The following is a 12,737-nucleotide window of genomic DNA, read 5'->3' as shown; positions in this document are numbered from 1 at the left end:
ACGCAAAAGTGCGGTCTGCGGTTCATGTATGAGCCGGGAACAACGATCAGAAAAGTGACAATTGATGCTGGTGTTTTTTTACCAGTAGTTTTTTAGGGGTAAGCTGCTGCAATGTTACCCTTGGTACAACATTGTTTGGTACAAACGCCGCAGGCGCGCCGTTGTGGGTGATGTGATAAACTTCTGTTTCTTTATACCTGCCCGCAATAACGATTTTTGTATTACCTGCATGGTTGTTGAACAGGTTCTCCACCAACTGCGGATCATTGTTGTTTTTAGAAAGATGGGCAAGCAACAGGTGGCTCATATATGGCGGCCTGTGTTCGAGGAACAATTGCAGCGCTTCTGTATTGGACAGGTGTCCTTCGCCGCCACTGATGCGTTTTTTGAGATGGTAGGGATACGAACCATTTGCGAGCATCTCCACATCATAGTTTGCCTCCAGGAAAGCGGCATGGCATTGTTTGAAATGCGCCACCAACTGATCGCAGCAAACCCCGAGATCGGTAAACACACCCACATTTACTTCGCCACAGCTTACCATGAAACTATGCGGGTCGCTCGCATCGTGGAACTTCGGGAACGCAGTGACCTTTAACGATCCGATGGCGACTGACTGGTGCGCAACAAAAGACAATGTCTCTTCCTGTTTCATCAGGATCCTGCCATGCCTGAACGTCTGCGCCGTGATGTATACGGGCAATGCATACCGCTTTGCCAGCACGGCAACACCAGAAATATGATCGCCGTGTTCGTGCGAAATAAAGATTGCTTTTACTTTTTCGATGGAGAGTCCGAGCCTGCGCATCCGCTTTTCTGTTTCCCTGCACGAGATGCCCGCATCAATGAGAACGGCCTCGGTCTCGTTACCTACATAGTAACAATTGCCGTTGCTGCCTGAATTAAGCGATGCGATCTGGAGTGACATGGGGCGAATTTAATACATTTTGCTAAATAATTTAGGGTCTAAATTTTTATCTTCAGGCCATGAAAACTTCCATCCTCGCCGCGCTTTTCTTTTTCATTCTTTCCGGCATAGTTGCCCAGCCCAAAAAATACACGAGCGCCAATATCCATGCGCACAACGATTACGAGCACAATGTTCCTTTTACAGATGCCTATAACCTGCAACTCGGCTCCATTGAAGCGGATGTGTTCCTCATCAACGACAGCCTCTTTGTATCGCATTCCCTGAAAACCCTGAAACGGGATGTGTTGCTGGATGGCGCCTATCTTTCGAAACTCAATGCGGCCGTACTCAAAAACAAGGGGCTCGCTTACACAGGTAAAGACCGCGTGCTGCAATTACTGATCGACCTGAAAACAGATTCTTTGCATACGCTGAACGCAGTTGTAAACAATATCAAAAAATACCCGGCCCTGCTGAACAACCCGGGCATCCGCTTTGTGATCACGGGCAACCAGGTTCCGGCGGAAGCGTTCGATCAGTATCCAGCGTACATCCTGTTCGACGGCAACCTCGACAAGCCATCCCACCAGCAACACCTTGCGCGCATCGGGTTGTTTTCCGCCAATTTTGCAAAATTCAGTAAATGGAAAGGCGAAGGTGATCTGCCCGCTGCCGATCTTGAACTGATCAGGGCGGCGATCGGTAAGGCGCATTCGCTCAACAAACAGATCCGCTTCTGGGGTGTGCCCGATACGCCGCATACCTGGCGCATCATGATGGATCTAGGCGTTGATTACATAAACACGGATAAGATCGCGGAACTCGCAAAGTTCCTCCAATAACAGGTTCCCTTATTTGATGCCGATCGCTTTCAGCCTGTTCCTTGCCTCTTCGTAGGTGGGCGATATCCCGAGCGCTTTTTTGTAGTAAACGGCCGCGTCTGTTTTTCTTCCCAGCGCCTCGTATATTTTGCCGAGTGTGCAAAGAACAAGGTCCTTGTTCGGAAATTCCAATGCATTGTGTTCTCCAACGATCCTCGCCTCTTCCATGCGGTTCAGTGTAAGCAACTGGTTGGCGAGGAAATCCATGGAGATCCAGTCTACATAGTAATGCACAGAATCATTTTTCATCCCTGCATATTCTTTTACAGCCGCTGCGGCACCTTTCGCGGCGATCAGTTTTTCCATCGCTTTGTGCACGGGTTGTTTTACCGTTACAGGCTTGCCATACAACACTTTTACCAGGTCGCCCGTGATGCCGAAGAAATCTGTGGGCGAACTGTTGCAGAGGATAACCACCATGCTGTTGGTAGTGGGTATGCGAAGGAAAAAAGAAAGAAATCCTTCCGTCATCCCCAAATGAAAATTTGAGCGCACGCTATCTGTTGCGGTGTATTTGAACTGTTTGTTGAACCAGCCATACCCATACTGTGCAGGGCGCATGCCTGGTGCAAACATTTCATCCGTCAGTTTTTTATTGAGCAAACTGTAATTACCCAGGGCCATGTGCAGTTTGAAGAGATCTTCCACGGTACTGTACAGATCACCCGTGCCCATTGTATTTGATTGATCGCGGAAATCGGCGCTGGCGTAGCCATCCAATGTGTAATCGTACCCGCTTGCCCGTTTGTTAACCACCTGGGTATGAAAATACGACCCTGAATTGGCCATCCCGGCTTTATCGAAAATATCTTCTTTCATCAGCTGCGCATAAGATTTCCCCGTTACACGTTCCATGATGTAACCGAGTGTGAAATAACCCCAGCTGCTGTAGTAGTAACTGCTGCCCGGCTCGAACGCGAGGGAAGAATCCATGTACAGTTTCACATAGTCTTCCCTTGAAAAATGCTGGCGGCTGATGCGTGGAAAAAAGTCTTTGATGATATCGTAATTGGGCATGCCCGAAGTATGGCTCAGCAATTGTTTGATGGTGATGCGCCGGCCATTCTTTTTTGAAAACTCAGGAAGGTAATCGGAAATGGTCTTGTCCAGGCTGATGAGCCCTTTCTGCACCTGTACCAGCACCAGCAATGCTGTGAGGGGTTTTGATACAGACCCGATCATGAATTTCGTATCTGTGGTATTGGGAATGTTCCATTCCCTGTTGGCGAGCCCGAATGCGTTTTTGTAGATGACCTTTCCATTTTCTGCAACCAGTACCGCACCATCAAACATATTGTACTCGTGATAGCGCTGTATCACGGCATCAAGTTTTTCTTTTTTTTCCTGTGCGGTAACGGGATGTACCGCAAGCAACCATCCAAGCAACAACAGGCACCTCATTTGATTTGCGATTTACACTTAAATGTAAGAACTTCCGCATGTATTAAAGTGGTTATTATGAGTGAACAATCCTTCAGCGAGCGGCAACCGCTGCGGTTCAAAGGCATGTGGTTCCTGTACATGTTGTTTTTTGGTTTGTTTTTTCTCTTTGCAGCAGGCGTTGTTCAGCAGGTGATCCTCCACAAACAGTTCGGCGACAAGCCGGCGCCGGGTTGGCTGCTGGTTGCCTGCAGCGTTGTTATGACCGGTATGATCCTTTCTTTTTTTGTGGCGAGGCTGGAAACGAAGATCACCCATGAGTTCGTAGCCTACCGCTGGTTTCCCTTCCGGAAAAAGTTCACGCTGATCGATTGGAACGATGTGGCCAGAGCGGATGTATTTGATTTTGGGTTTATAGGTGCGGGCTACCGTTTCACACCCCATGGCACCGTGCACACGGCGGGATCAACCGTAGGGCTGCGCCTGAAAATGCAATCGGGGAAAACGTTGATCCTGGGAACGCGAAAGAGTGATGAGCTGGAACGGTTTATAGCCGGCAGGTGAGGCTTCGGAAACATCGGGCCCTCCTGACACCGGGGAATCACGTTTCAAAACAAAAAATTGTTTAATCGAATACCCGTTCAAAACCAGGCGTTTCCGGGATTTTCCAAAAAAATACCGTTTTTTCTGTAACCTTACTTCCACACCGGAGTTTCCGATCCTATATTTCATAACCCTAACGCTTACTGCTTGAACCCGCTTAGCGATAATGCACTGATGATGAAAGTAAAGAACGGCGACCTTGACAGGTTGGGGCTGCTGTTTGAGCGCTACAACCGCCAGCTTTTTGGCTTTCTTTTTCACATGACGGGCCAGCGCGAGCTGAGCGAGGACCTGGTGCAGAACGTATTTTACCGCATCCTGAAATACAAACACACGTTCCGGGGCGATGGAGAGTTCAAAACATGGATGTACCATATGGCGCGGAACGTGGTGAACGACAATGGCCGTTCGATCAAACGAACCATCAGGCACCAGGAGCTGACGGAAATGTCGGAGAACATAGGCGGAGGTTTTGCGGCCGATGAAACGGTGCAGAAGAAACAGGAGCTGGCCACGCTCCGCAATGCGATGGCCAACCTGAGCGAAGAGAGCAGGGAGATATTGGTGCTGAGCAAATTCCAGGAACTGAAATACAACGAGATCGCCCAGATCCTCGATATAACAGAGGGCGCAGTAAAAGTAAGGGTGCACCGGGCGGTGAGCCAGTTGAAAACAAGTTATTTACAAATCGCAAATTAAAAATGCAGCAGATGAAATGTGAAAAAGAAGAACAGATCACACTCTGGATCAACAACGAAATGACAGAAGCGGAGAGAAAGGCTTTTGAAAAACATCTCGGTGAATGTCCGGCCTGCGCACAGGAGCTGAAGGCAGAACAACAGCTCTGGAACATGATCGGCGAATTACCGGCGCCGCAGCCTTCTGCGGATATGCGGGTTCGTTTCGATGCAATGCTTGAAGATTTCAAGGCGTCTCACCAGCCGAAAGCGAACGCATTGAGCCGGATCGGTAGTAAATTAAAACTGCTGTGGAGCTTTCAACCCGGTATGCAACTGGCTTATACGGTTATTTTGGTAGTGATCGGCATTGGCCTTGGCTCTTTGCTCAAACGCGGCGGTTCAGACCAGGTAACGAGGGCAGAACTGGCAGAGGTTACCACCAAGCTAAAAGACATGAACGAAACGATGATGCTTGCATTGATCGAGAACCCATCGGCATCGGAACGCATCCGTGGCGTGAGTTATACAGAGAAGATCAAAACCGCAAACAAGGAAGTGATCGATGCATTGCTTTCAACCCTGAACAACGATCAAAACGTGAATGTGCGTCTGGTTACACTGGAGGCGCTTACTCAATATACATATGATGCATCGGTTCGCGAAGGCCTCGTGAAATCGATCGCGCAACAGGATTCGCCATTGATGCAGGCTGCGCTTGCAGATGTGATGCTGAAGCTGCAGGAGAAACGATCCGTACAATCGTTCAGAAAACTGCTCGAACAGAAAGATCTTGACAAATCAATCCGGGGGAAAATAGAAGAAACCATTACCAAACTCATCTAAAAAACAACGGTATGAAAAAATCATTTATTCCGCTGGTAGCGGTACTGCTATTCTCATGTACGTACGCGCCGGCACAGGAAGACAAGGAACAGGAACGCGAACGGCGCCGCGCCCAAAGCGCCGCTGAACGCGAGGAGCGGCGCATCGCCCGCTTTAATGAAAAATATCCCGAGCAGTTCAGGGATCACATCAGTAAAGAATTTACGGTGGCCAAAACAACAAGTGGCGTACTGGCGATCTACAACCTCGATGGTTTTATCAAAGTGGAAGGATACGCAGGCGATAAGATCACGATTGAAATCGACAGGACCATCTCCGCAAAGGACAAAGAAAGACTTGAGATGGGCAAATCGGAAGTCCAGCTGAAGTTTGAACAGATTGGCGACAGCGTGATCGCTTACCTGCTGGAACCGGTGGATACACGTCCGCACGACTGGCGCGACCGCGGCAACTGGAACAACAACCGCAACATCGAGTACAACTGCACGCTTCACTACACGGTAAAAGTGCCGAACAACCTCAACCTCCGTATTTCAACAGTGAACAATGGGGATGTAGACGTGAAGAATGTAACCGGTGTGCTGAATGTGGGCAACGTGAACGGCGCCATCAGCATTTACAATGCAAAGGGCACAACCAACGCGCATACGATCAATGGAGACCTCACCGTAACGTATGCAAGCAACCCGCCGGAATCCTCTTCTTTCAACACATTGAATGGAAAACTGACGGCGGTATTTCAACCCAATCTCTCTGCGGACCTGCAGTTCAAATCGATGAACGGCGCGTTCTACACCGATTTTGACAATACGCAGTTGCTGCCCGCGGTGATCACGAAGAACCAGGAAAAAAGGGGAGACGGTACCGTGTATAAACTCAACAAAGACACGAAACTACGCGTGGGCGCCGGCGGAAAACAATTTAAGTTTGAAACATTGAACGGAAACATCTATATTAAAAAACAATCGTAAAACACCAATATGAAAACAATCAGAATAGCGGCCGCGTTCCTGCTCGCAACGGTTTTATCGGCAGGCGCAATGGCGCAGCAGCAGTCAACTGCAGATCAGAAAGAACAACTCGTGGTTCCATTGAGTGAGCCGGGTAAACCTTACAAACTGAATGTACACATGATCTATGGCTCCATCAGGGTAGTGGGTTATGAAGGAAAAGACCTGGTAATCGACATCACACAGGAAGAACGCGAAAGCAAAAAGAGCAAAATGAAAATTCGCGACAAAGACAGGACGATAGACATGGAAGTGAACACAAATGTAAATGTGAACATCAATGGCAGCTCAAGGGATAACAACAATGCAGGCATGAAACGCATCACCGCGGGAAGAAAACTGGATGTGAGCGCAGAAGAAAAGAACAACAGCGTAACCGTTCATACCTCTGCAATGACCCCGGTGAGCCTGGTGATCAAAGTGCCGATGACCGAATCGAAAATGAAGATCACGACGATTAACGATGGCGACCTGATTGTTCAGAATGTGAACGGCGAATTCGAGGTGAACAATGTGAACGGGCCGATCACCATGTCTGGCATCTCAGGATCGGTGGTTGCTTCTGCGATCAACGACAACATGAAGATCAGTTTCAAAAGCATCGATCCGAAAGCGGCGATGGCCTTTTCCTCACTCAACGGAAACATTGATGTAACGTTTCCCGCAACACTTAAGGCCAATGTGAAACTCAAGACAGATAATGGCGAGATGTTCACCGACTTCGATATCGACGCAGACAAAACCGCGGTGCCGCCTAAGAAAACAAGCAGCAACGGTACGTACCGGATCAACATCGAGAACTGGGTATACGGGAAGATCAATGCCGGCGGACCGGAACTGATGATGAAGAACATGAATGGCAACATTTACATACGCAAGGCGAAAGGATAAGTGTTGAGAATGACATTTTTAGGGGACGGAATTTTTTCCGTCCCTTTTTGTTGCCACAGATTTCACGGATTTGCACGGATGGTTGCTGTTCTGTGTAATCTGTGGCAATTGATGGCACGCCATGGTGATCCTTTAGTTTTCTTTTACGATCAGCAATATTCCTTTTGCTTTTTCAATTTTGATCGCATCGTCCTGTTTATACCTCGCACCCTCCTGGAAGTTGTTTATGGCGGGTGCAATCAGGGTTGCCTTGCGTGGGTCGATGCCGAGTTTATCCCAGTCGATGTTCAGTTTAACGGTAGTTTGTTCACTGGCCCAGCTCGCAATGGCGATCAGGGCAGCGCCCTTCTTTTGGTAAACGGTTGCGAGCACTTTTTCGTTGGTGGTTTTAACAGGGCAATGACTGCTCCAGTAACCGATCATCGATGAGCCCTTGATGCCAAAGCTGTCCCACACTTTCCAGATGGGGCGCGGGTCGGCATTGTCGCTCCAGGGCATGCGGTTGGTCATGCCATAGATCATACCGCGCCATGCATTGCCGCCATCCTGCAACATTTCACCCATCAGCCCGAATGGAATACCGCTGACTTCGGTCAGGAAAAAATCCGGGCCGTTTTTTTCATAGTCGAAATATTCGCCGAACCACAGGCGGTTGAGGTAAGGGAAATGTTCCATGTAAAGGTTGGCGCTGTTGTTGAAGCCATCGCTTTTGTTGTATTGATTGGCAGAGTGAAGATCGATGATACCAGGTTTGCCGTTTTGTGTAAGCACGCGTTTGATGCGTTTCATGGTGATGCGGTCGAATGCAACATCATCGAGGTAAATACCGTCGATGCCAACGTTTTTTGTAAGCCAGTTCATCCCTTCCACGTAGTAGTTGTGCCAGCGGCTCATGCCGCTGTTAACGATGGCCGCGTCTTTTATGCCGGGAACGAACCATGCCGCAATGTAATCGTTGCCCACATGTTCCTGCAACCAGCTGAAGCCACCGCCCTTCCCGGTTGAATTGATCTCGTGGCCGAGACTGCGCAGCGCGAACGTTTCATAGGCGTGATTGGAGAGCTCGCGCACGGTATTATAGATCTTTACTTTCAATCCTTTGCTGTGGGCCTCGTCTATGTATGCTTTCATCTTTTTGTGTTCGATGAACGGATAGTTGATCCAGGGGTTGATGGGCGTTGCATGGTGGATGTTTACCACTGTTGCCCCGGTGGCCTTGATCGTGTCGAGGTTTTGGTACTTGTGGTAAAAGCGTGTGCCCCACTGGAAATCAGTATCGATGGGATGAAACGGTGTGATGAGTAAAGTGAAATTGAAATACAGCACGTCTCCTTTCTTCAGTTCTTTTTCTCCCGTGTAATTGTTGGCAAGCATCGAACTTCCCTTGATGCCCACATCAATACCGCCTTTGTTGCCATTGGCCCATGAAGAGGGAAGCAGCAGCGGTTTCTGCAGGTAAAAATTTGTGTTCAGCGGGCGCACATAATTTTCATCGCGCAGCGAATACTGTAACCCTGCATTCACCGAGCCGATCCACGCGCCGTCCTGGTTTTTGGTGGCAACATCCCATTTCCATTTAACAGGATCCTGCCGCTCACCGCCTTTTTGCCCGAGCCCCATCATATACTTTGCCATTTCTTTTTTGAACGGGATGTGAAAGGTGATGTCTTTCAATTTTACATCCTGTAAGGCAGTTACTTTAACGGTATATGCAGAGAACCCGTCGAACTCGAGCGAGGCATCTACATCCATCCGCAGCGTATCGTTCACATTACCTGCCTGCCATTGAATGGTACCTGCCTCCTGCCTGGTAAACTGTAAGCCTGTACTTTTGAGTGTGAGGTTCTTGCCATCCATTTTTGTAAAATGAAAATGGATGCCCTCGTAAAGGAGGTCATTGGGTTTGGTGGAATAGCCGGTCATTTCCTCTGTAAAAAATGTCTGCACCTGTTTTGGAAAACCATCGCTGTTCAGTTCCACTTTTCTGCCCAGTAACGAGATCGTTTTTTCTTGTAATACCAATGGCGTATACGGCGCGATCACCGTGTTCTCCTGCGCAAGGGTTGAGTTGAGCCATGTTAACCGGGTTTGTTTCCATGGCTCGTTGATGCCGCCATCTGCTGCTGTCTTATCAGAAACCGTGATCGAGATATTTATCGATTCGCTGTTGCCCACCGAAGAACTTACGATGGCCTTTCCCTTGTAAATCCCGGGCTGCACATCAACAGGGATGTTGATGCCGCACCACAAAGCCTGCACATGGCCCCTGGCAACCGGGATCTTTGACATCGCAAACCGCTCGCCCTTATAATCTGTTCCGCCTGTGTTCAGGCAATATTGTTGTTTGATCGGGATCTTCTTTCCATTTGTATTGATGAGGTCGGAGAAAACAACACCAACATCATCAAGATCCCGCAAAGCGTAGACGCCGAGTTGATAGGTATAGTTTTCACCCTTGTCTGCCTTTCCTGCAAAGGAATGTGGAATGGTTCCATGCACCCAGCGCAATGGCAAACGTTCCTGCATTTTTATGGGAAACATCCTGTCTTCGGGAAAAACGATAAAGTTGTCCCGTTTTGATCTTGCGATCAGTGCCGCTGTTTCATCCGCGGTTGCGATCACCTCCATGGGGTAGAAGCTGTTGAAATCGTTGATGGACTGTATCTCTTTTACCTGGGTATTCGGTGTCATCAGGGAGTTGATGCTGCTGAGCCAGTCTGCTGCGGCCGTGTTCCCGGCCGGTAAATAAACACCTTTCGGGTAATTGGATCTGCCTTCGTTGCGGTAAGGCATGTAGTAAACAAAATATTTTCCTTTACCCGATACCGGTTCAAACCAGATCTCGCCTTTTTCGTTGTTGATGATGCCCGTTCGTGTGTTGTTGATCTTCGCGCCTGTTTTGGCATCCTGTATAATGATGCATTTTGTTTCGGGAGACGGGTCGTTCCTTCTCCAGGGGATCACCGCTTTTGCAACCTTACCTTCACCTGTAAACAAAACAACCGCACGGTGGTTGCCCAACGAATCTTCTTTCCAGCCATTGTTGCCGGAGGTATAGGGTACCTGGGACCAGGCGAAGCAGGAGAGGAGCATGAGCCCAACTGCGCAGAAAAGGTTCTTCATGTGCATCGTTTGAAACCTAAATTATCAATTAATAATTACTAATTACTAATTGATAATTTAAACGATCGCTCTTTTGTCAATTCTTCTTCACGGCGGCGAGCAATTGTTCAATGTTCCCGATCTGGTCCGAATCGGAGATGGAAACATGTAATTTTTTTTCAATGGCGTTGAGCAGGTACAGCATTTCCCAGTCAACAAGATCGAGGTCCTTCTTCAAATCTGTTTGTGGGGTAAGGGGCGTAGAGATGTTCAGCTTCTTTTTCAGCAGTCGTTGTATGCTGATCACAAATGGTTGTTGCATAGCGTGTTTGGTTTGGCTCTAATAAGAAGAAACCTCATAGACCAAAAACGCTGCCAAACGCTTATTAAGGCGCTGTTAAAATAAATCAGTGGTCGCTTTACTACCGGTACAAAAACAAAAAACCTCCCTGCATTACTACAGGAAGGTTTTTTATTAAGCTTAATTTAATTAGTTCTTCTTCGGAGCCGCACTCTGTACGGGCTGTGCATTGTTGTTTGAAACCTGTTGTTCAACCGGTTTTACTTCGCCTTTGATGTAAAGTACGGTTGTTGGCGTTGCGGCATTTGAAACGATGGTCACATTTTTAGTGAATGTGCCCGGTGTTGCGGCATTGTAAGTTACTTTGATGTTTGCAGAAGCGCCTGGTTTGATGGGTTCTTTAGGCCATTCAGGTGTTGTGCATCCGCAGCTTCCTGTAACACTGCTGAGTACCAGCGGCGATTTACCCGTGTTCTTGAAATTGAAATTGTACGTAACCGGTGTTCCCTGTGGAATGGTTCCGAAATCGTGCGTATTGTCTTTTTCAGCGAAAGCCATGGCCGCAGCCGTTGCTGTAGCCGGTCTTGCAGTATTTGCCGCTGCTCCATTCTGTGCATTAACATTGATAGCACCTACACCTAAAATCAGCGTCAATCCGAGTAATATTCTTTTCATGTGTTGTAAATTTTGATAAAAGTAAAGGTTTTTCCGGTTCCCAAATCTTAGAAAACGGTTAATTAAGGTTTTTGAAGGCCGAATGGGCAGCAGTGCTGCCGGCAGGGTTACAACTGCCCTCTCCGCCTTAGGATGATCACCAGTGCCACTACAATTGCAACCACGTATACCATGATCGAGCTTGTTTTTGGTAAGGTAATCATTCCTTCCCGCTTCCCCTGAACTGGTGGATGGTTTCTTTGAACAGTATATTGAACGTGGTGAGCGATCCATAGCTGGCCGTTATGTATTGCTGCAGCTCAATTTTCTCTGCGTCTGTAAGCACTTTGTGGGCATTTATCTTCTGTTCAATCAGGCGAAGCCTGTCGCGCACCATCACGATCTTGTGAAAGAACACATCTATCGGTATTTCCTTGCCCTGCAGGCTTTCGTCTTTGGGTTTCAGCAGCATCGTTCCATCGTTCCATTTTGTGGCCATGGGCACGAGCTGGAACTCGTGGAGCCGCTGGGTAAGCACGCTGTCCAGCGCCTGCTCAATATCTGCCAGCGAAACACTACCCGGTGCCGCTCCGCCGCCGGTATTTTCAAGTACGTCCAGCTCCGCATAATCTTTCGCGATGCTTTTTGCGGTATTGGCGGTTTTGAACCAGATCATGTAAAATTCACTGCCTGTTTCTACCACAACGCCCCTTCCATAGTGGGGATGGTTAACTCTTGATCCTACGCCTATCACGTTTTTACGGTTTTGGTATGATTGATTAAATGAATACCGTTGATCGCGGTAACAACAACGGCGAACTAAGATAGCGCAAAAAAAACGGGATACGACCTGTAAAATCGTATCCCGTTATTAAAAAAGAAACCTGTCCGGAAATATTATTTGATACCAACAGGAACCTCTATGTTTTCCCATCCAAGTATAAATCCATCCGGGTTAAACTGGTAAACAAGGCTCTCGCGGAACGCCGCTTTTCTTGGTTTTACGGTTACACGGATCACATCTGCGGTTGGATCGAGTGTAGTGCTTCCATCGCGGTTGATGCCCCATTGGCCGGTTTTTGAATTGAAGATGAATACCCACTCATTCTCATTGGCAATCACATACAGGCTGTATTTGCCCGCAGGTAATTTTTTCCCTTCTACGGTGATGTCTTTGTCTGTTTCAAAAGTGGTTGCCTTGTTCGCGCCCGCTCTCCATACTTTTCCGCCGTAAGGAACGAGATCGGTGCCATAGATCTTCCTGCCTTTAACGGAAGGGCTGTTGTATTTGATCGACAGGTTGGCCCCGTAGATCGTGCCCACAGCGGTTGCTTCCGGACTGGCCTGCGAAAACGATGCGGTGGTAAACAACGACAATGCCAGCGTTGTAAAGAGTACTTTGGTGATGTTTGCGATTTTCATTGGTGTAAGGTTTTGTCTGAATAATTGGTTTTTCATGTTAGCGTCGCTAAAGGTAGCATT

The 12,737-nt window shown here is 48.1% G+C and carries 13 protein-coding genes; 6 read left to right on the top strand and 7 right to left on the bottom strand.

The genetic code is table 11. The annotated features are described in order from the left end of the window. Nucleotides 1–46: 46 nt before the first annotated feature. Nucleotides 47–928: an MBL fold metallo-hydrolase gene (locus tag GWC95_RS13045; RefSeq protein WP_161819167.1), complete on the bottom strand. Its 882-nt coding sequence runs from the start codon at nt 926–928 to the stop codon at nt 47–49. 59 nt (nt 929–987) lie between these two features. Between GWC95_RS13045 and GWC95_RS13040 the strand changes: the two genes are divergently transcribed. Beyond that, a complete protein-coding gene (locus GWC95_RS13040) occupies nt 988–1,752 on the top strand; it encodes a PI-PLC domain-containing protein (protein ID WP_161819166.1) in 765 nt (254 codons plus the stop codon). A 9-nt stretch (nt 1,753–1,761) separates the two neighbouring features. Here the strand turns inward: GWC95_RS13040 and GWC95_RS13035 are convergent, their stop codons facing one another. After that, nucleotides 1,762–3,192, bottom strand: coding sequence for a serine hydrolase (locus GWC95_RS13035; RefSeq protein WP_161819165.1), 1,431 nt, complete (start codon nt 3,190–3,192; stop codon nt 1,762–1,764). A 57-nt stretch (nt 3,193–3,249) separates the two neighbouring features. Between GWC95_RS13035 and GWC95_RS13030 the strand changes: the two genes are divergently transcribed. The 5 genes from GWC95_RS13030 (at nt 3,250) to GWC95_RS13010 (ending at nt 7,198) form a co-directional block, all read left to right on the top strand. After that, nucleotides 3,250–3,735, top strand: coding sequence for a hypothetical protein (locus tag GWC95_RS13030; RefSeq protein WP_161819164.1), 486 nt, complete (start codon nt 3,250–3,252; stop codon nt 3,733–3,735). Between the two features lie 186 nt (nt 3,736–3,921). Continuing rightward, nucleotides 3,922–4,473, top strand: coding sequence for an RNA polymerase sigma factor (locus tag GWC95_RS13025; protein ID WP_202630289.1), 552 nt, complete (start codon nt 3,922–3,924; stop codon nt 4,471–4,473). 11 nt (nt 4,474–4,484) lie between these two features. Next, nucleotides 4,485–5,297 carry a zf-HC2 domain-containing protein gene (locus tag GWC95_RS13020; protein WP_161819163.1) on the top strand — a complete coding sequence of 271 codons (813 nt, stop codon included), beginning with the start codon at nt 4,485–4,487 and terminating at the stop codon, nt 5,295–5,297. 11 nt (nt 5,298–5,308) lie between these two features. After that, the gene (locus GWC95_RS13015) at nt 5,309–6,268 is read left to right on the top strand and encodes a DUF4097 family beta strand repeat-containing protein (RefSeq protein WP_161819162.1); all 960 of its coding nucleotides are present in this window, start codon (nt 5,309–5,311) and stop codon (nt 6,266–6,268) included. 9 nt (nt 6,269–6,277) lie between these two features. Continuing rightward, on the top strand, nt 6,278–7,198 hold the full coding sequence (locus GWC95_RS13010) for a DUF4097 family beta strand repeat-containing protein (protein ID WP_161819161.1): 921 nt from the start codon (nt 6,278–6,280) through the stop codon (nt 7,196–7,198). A 132-nt stretch (nt 7,199–7,330) separates the two neighbouring features. Here GWC95_RS13010 and GWC95_RS13005 read toward each other — a convergent pair whose 3' ends face one another. The 5 genes from GWC95_RS13005 to GWC95_RS12985 all read right to left on the bottom strand — a co-directional run bounded on the left by GWC95_RS13005 (nt 7,331) and on the right by GWC95_RS12985 (nt 12,677). Then, nucleotides 7,331–10,321: a glycoside hydrolase domain-containing protein gene (locus tag GWC95_RS13005; protein WP_161819160.1), complete on the bottom strand. Its 2,991-nt coding sequence runs from the start codon at nt 10,319–10,321 to the stop codon at nt 7,331–7,333. A gap of 76 nt (nt 10,322–10,397) precedes the next feature. After that, entirely contained in the window at nt 10,398–10,622 is a 225-nt protein-coding gene (locus GWC95_RS13000; RefSeq protein ID WP_161819159.1) for a hypothetical protein, read from the bottom strand. A gap of 168 nt (nt 10,623–10,790) precedes the next feature. After that, on the bottom strand, nt 10,791–11,276 hold the full coding sequence (locus GWC95_RS12995; RefSeq protein WP_161819158.1) for a DUF1573 domain-containing protein: 486 nt from the start codon (nt 11,274–11,276) through the stop codon (nt 10,791–10,793). A 199-nt stretch (nt 11,277–11,475) separates the two neighbouring features. Further along, the gene (locus GWC95_RS12990) at nt 11,476–12,009 is read right to left on the bottom strand and encodes a hypothetical protein (protein WP_161819157.1); all 534 of its coding nucleotides are present in this window, start codon (nt 12,007–12,009) and stop codon (nt 11,476–11,478) included. Between the two features lie 143 nt (nt 12,010–12,152). Then, on the bottom strand, nt 12,153–12,677 hold the full coding sequence (locus GWC95_RS12985) for a DUF2911 domain-containing protein (RefSeq protein ID WP_161819156.1): 525 nt from the start codon (nt 12,675–12,677) through the stop codon (nt 12,153–12,155). Between the last annotated feature and the right edge of the window lie 60 nt (nt 12,678–12,737).

It is taken from the genome of Sediminibacterium roseum (assembly GCF_009939005.1).
GTDB classification, from domain to species: domain Bacteria; phylum Bacteroidota; class Bacteroidia; order Chitinophagales; family Chitinophagaceae; genus Sediminibacterium; species Sediminibacterium roseum.
This window is presented reverse-complemented; position numbering and strand designations above follow the sequence as displayed.

Bases quoted from the DNA above. Each gene is read 5' to 3' on its own strand.
- GWC95_RS13045 (WP_161819167.1), bottom strand. From the start codon at position 928: ATGTCACTCCAGATCGCATCGCTTAATTCAGGCAGCAACGGCAATTGT.
- GWC95_RS13040 (WP_161819166.1), top strand. From the start codon at position 988: ATGAAAACTTCCATCCTCGCCGCGCTTTTCTTTTTCATTCTTTCCGGC.
- GWC95_RS13035 (WP_161819165.1), bottom strand. From the start codon at position 3,192: ATGAGGTGCCTGTTGTTGCTTGGATGGTTGCTTGCGGTACATCCCGTT.
- GWC95_RS13030 (WP_161819164.1), top strand. From the start codon at position 3,250: ATGAGTGAACAATCCTTCAGCGAGCGGCAACCGCTGCGGTTCAAAGGC.
- GWC95_RS13020 (WP_161819163.1), top strand. From the start codon at position 4,485: ATGAAATGTGAAAAAGAAGAACAGATCACACTCTGGATCAACAACGAA.
- GWC95_RS13015 (WP_161819162.1), top strand. From the start codon at position 5,309: ATGAAAAAATCATTTATTCCGCTGGTAGCGGTACTGCTATTCTCATGT.
- GWC95_RS13010 (WP_161819161.1), top strand. From the start codon at position 6,278: ATGAAAACAATCAGAATAGCGGCCGCGTTCCTGCTCGCAACGGTTTTA.
- GWC95_RS13005 (WP_161819160.1), bottom strand. From the start codon at position 10,321: ATGAAGAACCTTTTCTGCGCAGTTGGGCTCATGCTCCTCTCCTGCTTC.
- GWC95_RS13000 (WP_161819159.1), bottom strand. From the start codon at position 10,622: ATGCAACAACCATTTGTGATCAGCATACAACGACTGCTGAAAAAGAAG.
- GWC95_RS12995 (WP_161819158.1), bottom strand. From the start codon at position 11,276: ATGAAAAGAATATTACTCGGATTGACGCTGATTTTAGGTGTAGGTGCT.
- GWC95_RS12985 (WP_161819156.1), bottom strand. From the start codon at position 12,677: ATGAAAATCGCAAACATCACCAAAGTACTCTTTACAACGCTGGCATTG.